This window comes from Pseudoroseicyclus tamaricis (assembly GCF_012070395.1).
GTDB classification, from domain to species: Bacteria; Pseudomonadota; Alphaproteobacteria; order Rhodobacterales; family Rhodobacteraceae; genus Pseudoroseicyclus_A; species Pseudoroseicyclus_A tamaricis.
In genome coordinates, this window is sequence record NZ_JAAFYS010000003.1 from 300555 (window position 1) to 313829 (window position 13275).

At 69.4% G+C, this 13275-nt stretch carries 9 protein-coding genes; 4 read left to right on the forward strand and 5 right to left on the reverse strand.

What is annotated here, in order from left to right; genetic code table 11:
- The first annotated feature begins 881 nt into the window (after positions 1-881).
- On the forward strand, positions 882-2720 hold the full coding sequence (locus GY170_RS13250) for a M3 family oligoendopeptidase (RefSeq protein ID WP_163894414.1): 1839 nt from the start codon (positions 882-884) through the stop codon (positions 2718-2720).
- 433 nt (positions 2721-3153) lie between these two features.
- Here GY170_RS13250 and GY170_RS13255 read toward each other — a convergent pair whose 3' ends face one another.
- Entirely contained in the window at positions 3154-4266 is a 1113-nt protein-coding gene (locus tag GY170_RS13255) for a S1C family serine protease (protein ID WP_163894417.1), read from the reverse strand.
- Between the two features lie 75 nt (positions 4267-4341).
- Here GY170_RS13255 and GY170_RS13260 point away from each other — a divergent pair, with 75 nt between their 5' ends.
- The gene (locus tag GY170_RS13260; protein ID WP_163894419.1) at positions 4342-5145 is read left to right on the forward strand and encodes a lytic murein transglycosylase; all 804 of its coding nucleotides are present in this window, start codon (positions 4342-4344) and stop codon (positions 5143-5145) included.
- A gap of 25 nt (positions 5146-5170) precedes the next feature.
- Here the strand turns inward: GY170_RS13260 and GY170_RS13265 are convergent, their stop codons facing one another.
- Complete coding sequence (locus GY170_RS13265) at positions 5171-5734, reverse strand: TetR/AcrR family transcriptional regulator (RefSeq protein ID WP_163894420.1); 564 nt, start codon at positions 5732-5734, stop codon at positions 5171-5173.
- 152 nt (positions 5735-5886) lie between these two features.
- On the opposite strand from GY170_RS13265, the gene GY170_RS13270 reads away from it, so the two are divergent.
- Positions 5887-7131, forward strand: coding sequence for an efflux RND transporter periplasmic adaptor subunit (locus GY170_RS13270; protein WP_167803318.1), 1245 nt, complete (start codon positions 5887-5889; stop codon positions 7129-7131).
- Positions 7132-7137: 6 nt separating this feature from the next.
- Entirely contained in the window at positions 7138-10362 is a 3225-nt protein-coding gene (locus tag GY170_RS13275) for an efflux RND transporter permease subunit (protein WP_163894425.1), read from the forward strand.
- 149 nt (positions 10363-10511) lie between these two features.
- Here GY170_RS13275 and GY170_RS13280 read toward each other — a convergent pair whose 3' ends face one another.
- The 3 genes from GY170_RS13280 to GY170_RS13290 all read right to left on the reverse strand — a co-directional run bounded on the left by GY170_RS13280 (position 10512) and on the right by GY170_RS13290 (position 13240).
- Positions 10512-11651, reverse strand: a complete 1140-nt coding sequence (locus GY170_RS13280) for an iron-containing alcohol dehydrogenase (protein WP_163894427.1) — start codon at positions 11649-11651, stop codon at positions 10512-10514.
- Entirely contained in the window at positions 11648-13009 is a 1362-nt protein-coding gene (locus tag GY170_RS13285; RefSeq protein WP_235937846.1) for a glutamine synthetase family protein, read from the reverse strand. The genes GY170_RS13280 and GY170_RS13285 overlap by 4 nt, the downstream gene beginning before the upstream one ends.
- 81 nt (positions 13010-13090) lie before the next feature.
- Positions 13091-13240, reverse strand: a complete 150-nt coding sequence (locus tag GY170_RS13290; protein ID WP_163894429.1) for a hypothetical protein — start codon at positions 13238-13240, stop codon at positions 13091-13093.
- Between the last annotated feature and the right edge of the window lie 35 nt (positions 13241-13275).

Genomic DNA, 13275 nt, shown 5'->3' on the forward strand with positions numbered 1-13275 from the left:
AGGAAGAACGGGTCGGCCGCCATACCAGCGGGTGAGTTGGGGCCGGGGAGCGCCCCGCGCCTCCTCGCCCCGTAGGGTGGGGTTCCACCCCACCGCCGCCGCGCACCACGCTTGAAGGCGCGGGGCGAGCGCCGGCTCGTGGGGTGGCGCCCCAACGCTGGCCGCCGTGCGCTTTATCTTGCAGCCACTTCCCTGCTCCCAGCTCCACGCAAATGGCAACAGAGCGCCAGCCCGCGGGACGGGCCGGCGCTCGCCCTGCGCCTTTGGCGCGTACCGGGCGGGGGAAGAGCACGAGCGTTTCGCTCATGGCGTCTTGCGAGAAGCGACTTTTCTTCCATGCCGTCGATACGCGTGAAGGCCGGGAAGGTGGGGTAAAACCCCGCCCTACGAGGATACCACTCTCTGCCCTGGTTCGGCCCGCGGAGCCGTTTCCACTCGCACGAACACTGCAGGCACCGCACGGGCCGGCCGTCCCCCATAGGGTGGGTTTCCAACCCACCTTCCCCGTTCGCCATCCACACCTTCGTTCGCCGGCGCAGGGTGAGCGCCTGCCCGTGGGGTGGCGCTCCAACCGTCCCGCTGCGCGCTTTATGCCGGCCACGCCCCTCCCCGGCCCGAGCCGATCACCTTGCTTCGCCAGAGCGCCAGCCCGCCGGGGCGGGCAGGCGCTCGCCCTGCGCCTTTGGCGCGTACAGGGCGGGGGAAGCTCCGACCGGAGCTCCTCGCTGGAGGAAAGGGAAGCGACCGCATCGCCCCAGCCAGCCTGCACCCGCCCGGGTCCCGTCCCCCCACCCTTTCCCCCGCGGGCGGCCCGGCTTATCTAGGCCGCACCACCGTGCCCCGAGGGGCCGCCGCGCCTCGCCAGGTGAAAGGATCGCCAGATGACCGCCATACGCCCCGCCACCGCCCGCCGCCCGCTCCTCGATGCCGCCGCCGAGAAGGGCTCCAACGCCTTCGGCCCGCTGCCGGAGTGGGACCTGACGGATCTCTACCCCTCCATCGACGCGCCGGAGCTGCAGGAGGACATGGCCTTCGTCAAATCCGCCTGCGCCGACTTCGCCGCCCGCTACCAGGGCAAGCTGGCCGATCTCGATGCCGCCGGCATGCTCGGCGCCGTGGAGGCCTACGAGGAGATCGACATCAAGGCCGGGCGCGTGATGTCCTACGCCGGCCTCGCCTATTACCAGCGCACCACCGACGCCCAGCGCGCCAAGTTCCTCTCCGACTGCCAGGACAGGATCACCGAGGACACGACGCCGCTGGTGTTCTGGAGCCTCGAGGTCAACCGCCTCTCCGACGATCACGTCGATGCGCTCTTCGCCGCCAATGACGATCTTGCCCGCTACCGGCCGGTCTTCGAGCGCATGCGCGCCATGAAGCCCTACCAGCTCTCCGACGAGCTGGAGCGCTTCCTGCACGATCAATCCGCCGTCGGCGCCGCGGCGTGGAACAAGCTCTTCGACGAGACGATCGCCGGCATGACCTTCGAGGTGCAGGGCGAGCGGCTCGGCATCGAGGGCACGCTCGACCTTCTGTCCGAGCAGGACCGCCCGCGCCGCGAGGCGGCCATGCGTGCGCTGGCCAAGGGCTTCCAGAAGGACCTGAAGATCTTTGCCCGCGTCCACAACACGCTGGCCAAGGACAAGGAGATCGAGGATCGCTGGCGCGGCCTGCCGACACCGCAGACCGGCCGCCACCTCGCCAATCATGTCGAGCCGGAGGTCGTGGAGGCCCTGCGCGACGCGGTCGTCAACGCCTACCCCCGCCTCTCCCACCGCTACTACGCGCTGAAGGCCAAGTGGATGGGCCTCGACCAGCTGGAGGTGTGGGACCGCAACGCCCCGCTGCCCATCGAGGAGATGCGCACGATCCCCTGGGACGAGGCCTGCGACATCGTCCGCCAGGCCTACGCCGGCTTCTCTCCCGAGATGGCCGAGCTAGCGGAGCCCTTCTTCACCGAAGGCTGGATCGATGCGGGCGTGAAGGAGGGCAAGGCCCCCGGCGCCTTCGCCCACCCGACGGTGACGACGGTCCACCCCTACGTGATGCTCAACTACCTCGGCAAACCGCGCGACGTGATGACGCTGGCCCACGAGCTCGGCCACGGCGTCCACCAGCGCCTCGCGGCGGGCCAGGGCGAACTGCTCTCCGCCACGCCGCTCACGCTGGCGGAGACGGCGAGCGTCTTCGGCGAGATGCTGACCTTCCGCAAGCTGCTGGCGGAGGCGCCGAATGCGACGGCGAAGAAGGTCCTCCTCGCCGGCAAGGTCGAGGACATGATCAACACGGTCGTCCGCCAGATCGCCTTCTACGATTTCGAGTGCAAGCTGCATGACGCCCGCCGCCAGGGCGAGATGACGCCCGACGACATCAACGCGCTCTGGATGTCGGTGCAGGCGGAATCGCTGGGGCCGGTGTTCAACTTCGCCGAAGGCTACGAGACCTTCTGGGCCTACATCCCGCACTTCGTCCACTCGCCCTTCTACGTCTACGCCTACGCCTTCGGCGACGGCCTCGTGAACGCCCTCTACGCCGTCTACGAAGAGAGCGGCCCGGCCTTCCAGGAGAAGTACTTCGACATGCTGAAGGCCGGCGGCTCCAAGCACCACAAGGAGCTTCTGGCGCCCTTCGGTCTGGATGCATCCGACCCGGCATTCTGGAACAAGGGCCTGAGCATGATCGAAGGCTTCATCGACGAGCTGGAGGCGATGGAGGACTGAGTCTCTTCCCGCCCGGTCCCACCGGGCGGGGATGACATGACGGCACGTCGGTCATGGCTTGCAAAGCCCGCCCCGGCGAGACTTCGTAGGGTGGGTTTCCAACCCACCGACACACTCGCCACCCGTCACCCCACCTGCACGCGGGGCGAGCGCTGGCTCGTGGGGTGGTGCTCCGACGGTCCCGCCAAGGCGCTTTATGCCCGCCACCCTCCTCCCTGCTCGCCGCTGAGCACGAAGCCCCGCCAGAGCGCCAGCCCGCGGGACGGGCCGGCGCCCGCCCTGCGCCTTTGGCGCGCACCGGGCGGGGGCAGCAGCTCGGGCGTGTCGAAGGTGGGTTACAAACCCACCCTGCGCGGCCCGTTGGGTGGATTTCCAACCCACCGCTCCGTCACATCCCGCACCACCGCTGCACCGGGGAACGATCCGCCCCCCCTCACCCGCCCGGCAACAGCTCCAGCGTCACGTCCCGCTCGCGGCGGCCGCGGGAGACGGTGATCTCCACCTCCTCGCCCACCTCGCGGCGGTCGATGGCGCTCATCAGGTCCTCCAGGCGGGTCACCGGCATCCCCTCGACCGCCACCACCACGTCGCCCGGCGCGATCCGGCCGGAGGCGCTCAGGCGGGCCGGCTCGAGGCCCGCGGCCTCCGCCGCCGTGCCCGGCTCGACGTAGAGCACCAGCGCGCCCTCCAGCCCCTGCCGGTTCACCGCCGCGTTGATGCGGGGGTCGAAGGTTATGCCCAGCGAGGGCGGCGTGTAGCGGCCCGTCTCGATCAGCTGCGGCACGACGCGCTTCACCACATGCGCGGGAATCGCCAGCCCGATGCCGGAGGAGGAGCCCGAGGGCGAGAGGATCGCCGTGTTCACGCCGATCATCTGCCCCCGCATGTCCATCAGCGGCCCGCCGGAGTTGCCGGGGTTGATCGCCGCATCCGTCTGGATGAGGCCGGAGATGGTGTATCCCGTCGCCTCCTGCAGATCCCGGTCGAGGGCGGAGACGATGCCGGTGGTCAGCGTCCAGTCCAGCCCGAAGGGGTTGCCGATGGCCATGACCCCCTGCCCCACCCGCAGCGCCGCGCTGTCGCCCACGGGCAGCGGCGCCGGCAGATCCTCCTCGGCGATCTTGAGCACCGCCAGATCGTGCGAGGGATCCGTCCCCACCAGCTGGGCATCCACGCTCCGCCCGTCGGCGAGGCTGACGGAGACAGTGCTGGCGCCGGAGAGGACGTGGGCATTCGTCACCACGTGCCCCGCCTCGTCCCAGAGAAAGCCGGAGCCGGAGGCGAGCGGCGCATCGACGCGGGCGCGGGTGAATGGGTTCAGCCGCTGCTCCGCCGTGGCGATGGCGACAACCGAGTCGCGGGCCGCCTCGAAGAGACCGATGAGATCGGCCTCCTCCTCCGACAGGATGATCGGCGCCGGGGGCACCGGCTCCGGCGCCTGCGCCTCCGACCAGCCATAGCCGATGAAAACGCCGAGCGCGCAGGAGAGCAGGAGCCCGGGCACGACGAGGGCGCCGCCGAGGGATCTGTGCCGTCGCCGTGCCATGTCTCACCTTGTTGGTTGCGCCGCCCCGGGCATGGTAGAGACCAGCTAGACCCAAGACGGCCCGTTCTCAAGGAGATGTCCCCCGTGTTCACCCGTATCGCTTTCGCCCTGTCCCTGCTCTCCGCCGCTCCGCTGGCCGCCGCGCCCTGCGGCAACGATGGCTCCGGCTTCGCGGCCTGGAAGAGCGCCTATGCGCAGGAGGCCTCCGCTCAGGGGGTCGGCGCCGCCGGCCTCTCCGCGCTGGCGAATGCAAGCTACGCACAGGCCACCATCAACGCCGACCGCAATCAGACCGGCGTGCGCTACTCGCTCGACGAGTTCATGCGCATCCGCTGGTCCGACGCCTACACCAGCCAGGCGCGCGGCTACCTCGCCCAGTACCCCGACTTCTGGGCCTCGCTGGAGAATGCCTATGGCGTGCCGCCGGAGGTCATCCTCGCCATCTGGGGCATGGAGACGGGCTTCGGCGGCAACTGGGGCAATGCCAATGTCGTCAACGCCATCCTGACGCTCGCCTATGATTGCCGCCGGCCGGAGTTCTTCGGGCCCCATGCCATCGCGGCGCTGAAGCTCGTGGACCGCGGCACGATCTCCGCCGGCTCCATCGGGGCGATGCATGGCGAGCTGGGGCACACCCAGTTCCTGCCGGGCAACATCCTCGCCTACGGTGTGGATGGCGACGGCAACGGCCGGCTCGACATGACGAACATGACCGACGCGCTCGCCTCCACCGCCAATTACCTGCGCCAGAAGGGGTGGCAGCCGGGCCAGCCCTACCAGGAGGGCACGGCCAACTTCCGCGTCATCGAGGAGTGGAACGCCGCCACCGTCTACCAGCGCGCCATCGCGCTGATCGCCAGCCGCATCGCCCAGGGCTGAGTCGCCACGAACCGACTGGCCGCGGTCATTCCGCCGCGGCCAGCTCCTCCGCCGAGCCCTCGAAGATCGGCGCCAGCACGGCGATGTTGGCGGCGGTCATCTCTTCCGGGGTCTCGCCCTCGCCGTCGATCCACCGCTCGAAGGCATTGCGGATCGCCGCCGTGGTCAGCGCCGCCATCAGGCTGGCCCGCGCGCCGCCGACATGACCGCCCCGCGCGTGGAAGAGCTGCGTCAGCTGCTCCTCCACCTCGCGCAGGAAGTCGAAGTTCATCGCCATCAGGCGGGAATTCTCGCTGGCGATGAGCTTGCACATGCGCAGCATCTCGCGGTTCTGCGGCAGGTTGGGCCGGGCCGCCTCCATCAGCTGCAACAGGTCCTCCGCCACGGTGCCCCGCGCCTCGCAGAAGCGGCGGCGGTCCTCCTCCGGCAGCACGATGCGCGCGGGGATGAAGGCCGCCTCCTTGAAGGGGAAGTAGTTGAAGAAGGTCCGCGGGCTGATCCCTGCCTCGGCAGCGATCATTTCGGTCGTCACCTGCTCGAATCCCGCCTTTTCGGCGAGCGTCAGGGCGGCGTGCTGGATCGCCTCCATCGTCCGCCGCCTGTTTTTCTCTCTTAAACTTGACAAGGGTTAGTCCTGCACTTAGGTCGCCTGCAACTGCACATAGTGCAAATATTGCATAGAGTGCAATCTGCAAGCGTCCTCCTCTGGACAAGACTCTCGGAAAGTCGCCCATGCGTGCTTTGAAATCATACGGCCTCGCGTTCCTTCTGGTTCTCATTGGAGCCGTCTGGCTCTCCACCGGCGTGTTCGTGCAGGGCGGGCAAGGCCCGCATGACAGCGAAATGACCGTCGCCCAGCTCATCGATGGCGAGGATGGCGGCCCGGTGACGGAGATGGTCGACGCCACCGGCATCGCCCGCGACGTCGAGCACGAGGGCGGCCCGGAAGACCCGGCGCTCTCCATCGCCGAGCGCAACGCGATGCTGGAGGAAGAAGACCCGGAGGCTCGCTCCGTGCGCACCGTGCTCTACCCCCTCAAGCAGATGTCGCTCGACGTCACGCTGCGCGGCACAACCCGCACGCCGGCGACCCGCGACGCGGTGGCGCAGACCTCCGACACCGTGGCCGAGATGCATGTTACCGAAGGGCAGCGCGTCCAGGCCGGCGACCGGATCTGCACGCTGAGCACCGGCACCCGCGAGGCCGCCGTCGAGCAGGCCGCCGCGCAGGTGGCGCAGGCCGAGGCGGCGCTGAACCAGGCGCAGACGGATTACGACACCAACACGCGCCTGCGCGAGAGCGGCATCGCCAGCCCCAACTCGGGTGAAGCGGTGGCCTCGCAGCTGCGCCTCGCCGAGGCTAACCTCGAGAGCGCCCGCGTCGCCTACCGCCGCGCGCAGGACGATCTCTCCCATACCGAGCTGACGGCCTCCGCCGACGGCGTGGTGCAGCGCCCCGTCGCCAACGTGGGCGACCTGATCCCCGTCGGCGGCTCCTGCGCGCAGATCGTGCAGCTCGACCCGATGCGCTTCACCGGCTCGGTGCCGCAGGCCTATATCGACCGCGTCTATCTCGGCCTGCCGGCCGACATCCGCACCATCAACGGGCAGGAGGCCCTCGGCGAGATCACCTATGTCGCCGTCTCCGCCGACCCGGCCACCCGCAGCTTCGAGGTGGAGATCGAGTTCCCCAACCCCGGCGGCGAGATCCGCGACGGGGTGACGGCGGAGGCCGATGTCTCCCTCGGCGAGGTGCCGGCGCACCTTCTGCCGCAATCGGCCCTCACCCTTGACGAGGAGGGGCGGATGGGCGTCCAGATCGTGGAGGACAACGTCGCCCGCTTCGTGCCGGTGGAGGTGCTCAACGACACGACCGAAGGCATCTGGGTTGGCGGGCTCCCCGCCGAGGCTCAGGTAATCACCATCGGGCAGGAATATGTTACGGATGGACAGGTGGTGAACGCCACTCTGGTCACTGAGGGGTAGGCCCTTATGGTCGATTTCATCGAAAAGCTTCTGCGGATGCCGCGGGCCGTGCTCACGATCATGGTCCTGCTCATCATCGGCGGCGTCTCCGCCTACACGTCGCTGCCGAAAGAAAGCTTTCCGGCCATCGACGTGCCGTATTTCTACGTCTCCGCCACCCAGACGGGGATCTCCCCCGGCGATGCCGAGCGCCTGATCGCCAAGCCCATCGAGGACCGGCTGCAGGATCTCGACGGGCTGGAGGCGGTGACGTCGACCTCCACGCAGGGGCACGTCTCCGTGTTCCTGGAGTTCAACGTCAACACCGACAAGGACGAGGCCTACTCGGACATCACCGACGCGCTCGACGGGGTGACGGCCGAGCTGCCCTCCGATGCCGATGACCCCACCGTCCACGAGATCGCGCTGACGGACGTCCCCGTCCTCTCCGTGGCCCTCTACGGCGACGTGACCGAGCGGACACTCATCAACCGCGCCGAAGAGCTGCAGGAGGCGCTGGAGAACATCGAAGGCGTCCGCGAGGCGGAGCTGCGCGGCATCCGCGACGAGGTGCTGGAAGTCACCATCGACCAGCTGACGATGGAGGCCTACAACCTCACCGCCCCCATGCTGGTCAACGCTCTCCAGCAGAACAACACGATGGTCCCCGGCGGCACGCTCGACACCGGTCAGGGCTCCTTCAACGTGCAGGTGAACGGCCTCGTCGAGACGGCGAGCGACGTCTACAACATGCCCGTGAAGACGGAGAACGGCACCGTCGTCACCTTCGGCGACATCGCCACCGTCACGCGCACCTTCGAGGACGCGCAGGAATACAGCTACGTCAACGGCTCCCCCGCCATCACAATCGAGGTGAAGAAGGAGCTCGGCTCCAACATCATCGAGGTGGCGGACGTGGTGCGCAGCGTCACCGCGCAGACGACGGCCGACTGGCCGGACGGCGTGCAGACGGCCTTCCTGCTCGACCAGTCGGTCTCCACGCTCAACCTCTACCGCTCGCTCGAGGCGGCGGTGCTGACGGCCGTGGCGCTGGTGCTCATCATGTGCGTGGCCACGCTCGGCCTGCGCCCGGCGGTGCTGATCGGCATGTCGATCCCGCTGTCCTTCATGATGGCGTTCCTCGTGCTGCAGATCATGGGCATCACGGTCAACATGATGGTCATGTTCGGCCTCGTGATCGCCGTCGGCGTGCTCGTCGACGACCCGATCGTGGTGGTGGAATACGCCGAGCGGAAGCTGGCGGAGGGCGTCTCGCGCAAGGAGGCCTTCATCATGGCCGCCCGCAAGATGTTCGTCCCCGTCGTCTCTGCCACGGCGACGACGCTCTCGGCCTTCGTGCCCCTGCTCTTCTGGCCGGGCATCATCGGCAAGTTCATGAGCTACCTGCCCATCGTGGTCATCGTCACCATGGTCGCGTCGCTCGTCTCCGCCCTGCTCTTCATGCCGATCATCGGTGCCTTCATCGCCAAGAACGAGACGACGGAGGAAGAGCGCGAGGCGGCCGACATCGTCATGTACCCCGAGAAGTTCCACCCCTCGAAGGTGCCGGGCGTGATCGGCGTCTACGTGCGGATGATGAACAAGCTGCTGCACCACCCGGTGCTGACGCTGGTGGCCGGCTTCGCCATCATCGGCGCCATCTTCATGCTCTACGTCAAGAACCCGACTGGCGTGGAAGCCTTCCCCTCGATGGAGCCCGAATACGGCACCGTCTCCGTCGTCACCCGCGGCAACTACTCGCCAATCGAGGTGCGCGACATGCTTCTGGAGGTGCAGGACGAGGTGCTGCAGGTGCCGGGCATCCAGGAGGTCGTGCTGGCCTTCGGCGGCGGCGACAGCTCCCCGCCCGACACCATCGGCAACCTCTCGCTGCAGCTGCAGCCGTGGTCGCAGCGCCGCACGGCGGACGAGATCTTCACCGAGATCCGCGAGCGCACGGCCGACATCTCCGGCCTCGAGATCCAGATCTCCGAGCAGGAGAGCGGCCCGCCGGCCGGCAAGGCCATCAACCTGCGGGTCGAGGGCTCCAGCTACGAGGAAGTGGAACAGGCCGTCGGCGTCGTCCGCGCCCATCTCGAAGAGATGGAAGGCACGGTGGACATCGAGGATGGCCGCCCCGCCCCCGGCATCCAGTGGGATCTGGAGTTCGACCGTGCGGAGGCGTCCAAGTACGGGCTCGGCCTGCGCGACATCGGCCCCTACATCCAGCTGGTGACCTCGGGCGTCACCATCGGCTCCTACCGGCCGGAGGATGCGACCGACGAGATCAACATCGTCGTCCGCCTGCCCGAGGCCGACCGCACGCTGCAGACGCTCGACGAGCTGCGCATCGTCACGCCGCAGGGGCAGGTGCCCGTCTCCAACTTCGTCACCCGCCGGGCCGAGCCCAGCGTGGGGGAGATCCAGCGCCGCAACGGGGTCTACGCGATCAGCGTCGCCGCGAACCTGCTGCCCGGCTACGACACCGCCGCCTCGGTGGATGCCGTGCAGGCGTGGGACCAGTCGCAGGACTGGCCGGGTGACATCGAGCTGATTTACGGCGGCGCCGAGGAGCAGATGGGCGACACCAACGCCTTCATGGTGCAGGCCTTCACCGCGGCGATGTTCCTGATCTTCCTGGTGCTGCTGCTGGAGTACAACTCCTTCTACCAGGTGATCGTGACGCTCTCGACCGTGCTCATGTCCATCGCCGGCGTGCTGCTGGGGATGGTGGTCACGGGCATGTCCTTCTCGGCCATCATGTCCGGCCTCGGCATCGTCGCCCTGACGGGGATCGTGGTGAAGAACGGCATCGTGCTGATCGACACCTACAACCACTACCACCGCGACGACGGGGTGGATGCGATCACCGCCATGCTGCTTACCGTGGCCCAGCGGATCCGCCCGGTGCTGCTGACGGCGACGGTGACGGCGCTGGGGGTCATCCCGATGGCGCTGAACGTGGAGTTCGATTTCATCCGCCGGGAGATCCAGGTGGGCGGCCTCGCCGGCCAGTTCTTCATCCACCTCTCGGCGGCGCTCGTCTCGGGCCTCTTCGTCTCCACCCTGCTGACGCTGGTCATGGTGCCGGTGATGGTGACGGCGCCGACCGTCATCCGCGACGGCGCGGTGCGCGGCTGGCAGCGCATCCGCGGGCGCAAGCCCGAGCCGGAAGCGGAGGAGGAAGAGCGCAAGGAACCCTTCCGCCTCGGCCCGGAGCACAAGCCGGCGCCCCCGCTGGCAGCGGAATAGAGCAGGACGAGAACGCCCCGGCCCAGCGCCGGGGCGTTTCGCTTTTGGGGGGAAAGAGGTGGGGGCTCTGCCCCCACGCCCCCGAGGGTATTTTCGGCCAGATGAAATGGCATCGAGGCGCTGCCCGGAGCATGGCGCGCGCGAGGAGGCTACATCGCTGCCTCGAAGAGGGCATGGAGGCCCGGCGCATCGAGCGGCACGGGGTTGCCGCCGCAGGACGGGTCCGCGAGCGCCATCTCGGTGAGGCGCGGCAGGTCCTCCCGCTGCACCCCCATCGCCCCGAGGCCGGAGGGGAAGCCGAAGGCGGCGTTCATCTCCTCCACCCGCGCCAGCAGCCCGTCGAAGCCGCCCGCCACGCCGAGATAGGGCGCCGCCTCCGTCAGCCGCGCCTCCACCGCCGGGCGGTTGAAGCGCAGCACCGCGGGCATGACGACGGCGTTCGTCGTCCCGTGATGGGTGCCGTAGACCGCGCCGACGGGATGGGAGAGTGCGTGGATCGCACCCAGCCCCTTCTGGAAGGCGACCGCCCCCATCGCGGCCGCGGCCATCATCTGCCCCCGTGCTTCGATGTCCGCCCCGTCCGCAAAGGCGCGCGGCAGGTAGGTCAGCGCCAGCCGCATCCCTTCCAGCGCGATGCCCTGGCTCATGGGGTGGAAATGCGGGCTGCAGAAGGCCTCGAGGCAATGGGCCAGCGCATCCATCCCCGTCCCCGCCGTCAGCGCCGGCGGCAGGCCGAGCGTCAGCTCGGGGTCGCAGATCACCGCCGCGGGGAGGAGGCGGGGGTGGAAGATGATCTTCTTCTCATGGCTTTCAACCCGCGTCAGCACCCCGGCGCGACCGACCTCCGAGCCCGTGCCCGCCGTCGTCGGCACGGCGACGATGGGGGCGATGCCCTCCAGCTCCGCCCGCGTCCACCAGTCGCCCACGTCCTCGAAGTCCCAGACCGGCCGGTGCTGCGCCACCATGAAGGCGACCAGCTTGCCGAGATCGAGCCCCGAGCCGCCGCCGAAGGCCACCACCCCGTCATGCCCGCCGGCGCGGAACGCCTCCACCCCGGCCGCGAGGTTCGCCTGCACCGGGTTGGCATCGACCTCGGCGAAGAGCCCGGCCCCCAGCCCGCCGCCGCGCAGCACCTCCGTCGCCCGCGCAGTGATCTCGGCCCCGGCGAGCCCCCTGTCCGTCACCAGCAGCGGCCGCGCCATCCCGGCGGCCCGCGCCACCTCCGCCAGCTCTGCAATGCGGCCGGCGCCGAAGCGGATGGCGGTGGGGTAGGACCAGTCGCCCCTCATGCCCGCTCGAAGCCCCGGCGCAGATCCCAGTCGGTCACCACGCGGTCCGTCTCGGCGATCTCCCAGCGGGCGGCGTGGAGGTAATGCGCCACCACCTCGTCCCCGAAGGCGGCGCGGAGCATGGTGGAGCCATCAAGGCACTCCGTCGCCTCGCGCAGCGTCCTCGGCACCTCCGGCACGCCGCTGGCGCCGTACATGTCCCCCGTCTGCTCCGGCGCCAGCTCCAGCCCCTCCTCGATGCCGGCGAGCCCGGCCGCGAGCAGCGCCGCGAGGGCGAGGTAGGGGTTGAGATCGGCGCCGCCGATCCGGCACTCGACCCGCACGCCCGGGCCCCCGGCGCCGACGACGCGGAAGGCGGCGGTGCGGTTGTCGGTGCTCCAGACAACCTTGGTGGGCGCGAAGAGCCCCTCGGTGAAGCGCTTGTAGCTGTTGACGTAGGGCGCGAGGAACACCGCCACCTCGCGCGCGTATTTCAGCTGTCCCGCAAGGTAGCTGCGCATGATGGGCGACATCGCCCCGGCCTCACCCGGCGCGAAGAAGGCAGGCCCCTCCTGCCCCGCCAGCGACTGGTGGACATGGGCGGAGGAGCCGGCCCTGCCCGTTGCGTACTTGGCCATGAAGGTGGCGGCGCGGCCATGCGCCTCGGCGATCTCCTTCACCGCCAGCTTGGTCAGCGCGTGGTTGTCGGCCACCTGCATCGCCGGCCCGTAGCGGGAGTTGATCTCGTGCTGGCCGACCTCCGCCTCGCCCTTGCTGTTCTCCACCGCCACGCCGGCGCCGTAGAGCCCGTTGCGGATCGCCCGCATCACCGGCTCGTCCTTGCCCGTGCCCTGCAGCGAGTAGTCGATGTTGTGGCGCACCGTCGGCTGCAGCCCCCGCCAGCCGGCGGCGGCGTGGGCCTCGTAGCCGCCCTCGAAGAGAAAGAACTCCAGCTCCGTCGCCATCATCGGCTCGAAGCCCATCTTCCGCGCCCGCGCCACCTGCCCGGCCAGCATCGAGCGCGGCGCGATCGGCACCGGCGCCCCCTCCGGCCCGAGGAAATCGCAGAAGACCAGCGCCGTGGCCGGCTGCCACGGGATCAGCCGCAGCGTCGAGAGGTCCGGGCGGTGCGCGTAATCGCCGTAGCCGCCCTCCCAGCCGGTGGAGGCGTAGCCCTGCACCGTCTCCATCTCCAGATCCGTGGCGAGCAGATAGTTGCAGCCGTGCGAGCCCTCCTCGGCGACGTCGAGGAAGTGGGCGGCGTGGAAGCGCTTGCCCATCAGCCGGCCCTGCATGTCGGCGACGGCGGTGAGCACCGTGTCGATCTTGCCGTCCTCGACGCGGGCTCTCAGCCCCTCCGGCTTCAATGGTTCCTGCACGCCGCGCTTCCCTGCCTCTGCGCCGGCACGCCAGCCGGCGGCGCCATGATGGCGGAGCGCGGCAGCAAACGGAAGGCGCCGTCAGCCGCGCCGGCCGCTGCCGCCGCCCGGTTGCGGCTCGCCCTCGAAAGGGCGGGTCTGGGCGGTGCGCGTGGCGCGGTAGCCGAGGTAGGCGCCGAGCGAGAAGAGCAGCACGAAGCCGAGGATGGCGATGAGGATGATCGTCGTCACGTGGCGCGGCTCCCTGTGGTGCGGTGGGCGAACCC

What these genes read in the sequence shown, in the direction of transcription:
- GY170_RS13265 (WP_163894420.1), bottom strand. Translation starts at nt 5,734, where the DNA reads ATGGAGGCGATCCAGCACGCCGCCCTGACGCTCGCCGAAAAGGCGGGA.
- GY170_RS13260 (WP_163894419.1), top strand. Translation starts at nt 4,342, where the DNA reads ATGTCCCCCGTGTTCACCCGTATCGCTTTCGCCCTGTCCCTGCTCTCC.
- GY170_RS13255 (WP_163894417.1), bottom strand. Translation starts at nt 4,266, where the DNA reads ATGGCACGGCGACGGCACAGATCCCTCGGCGGCGCCCTCGTCGTGCCC.
- GY170_RS13280 (WP_163894427.1), bottom strand. Translation starts at nt 11,651, where the DNA reads ATGAGGGGCGACTGGTCCTACCCCACCGCCATCCGCTTCGGCGCCGGC.
- GY170_RS13250 (WP_163894414.1), top strand. Translation starts at nt 882, where the DNA reads ATGACCGCCATACGCCCCGCCACCGCCCGCCGCCCGCTCCTCGATGCC.
- GY170_RS13275 (WP_163894425.1), top strand. Translation starts at nt 7,138, where the DNA reads ATGGTCGATTTCATCGAAAAGCTTCTGCGGATGCCGCGGGCCGTGCTC.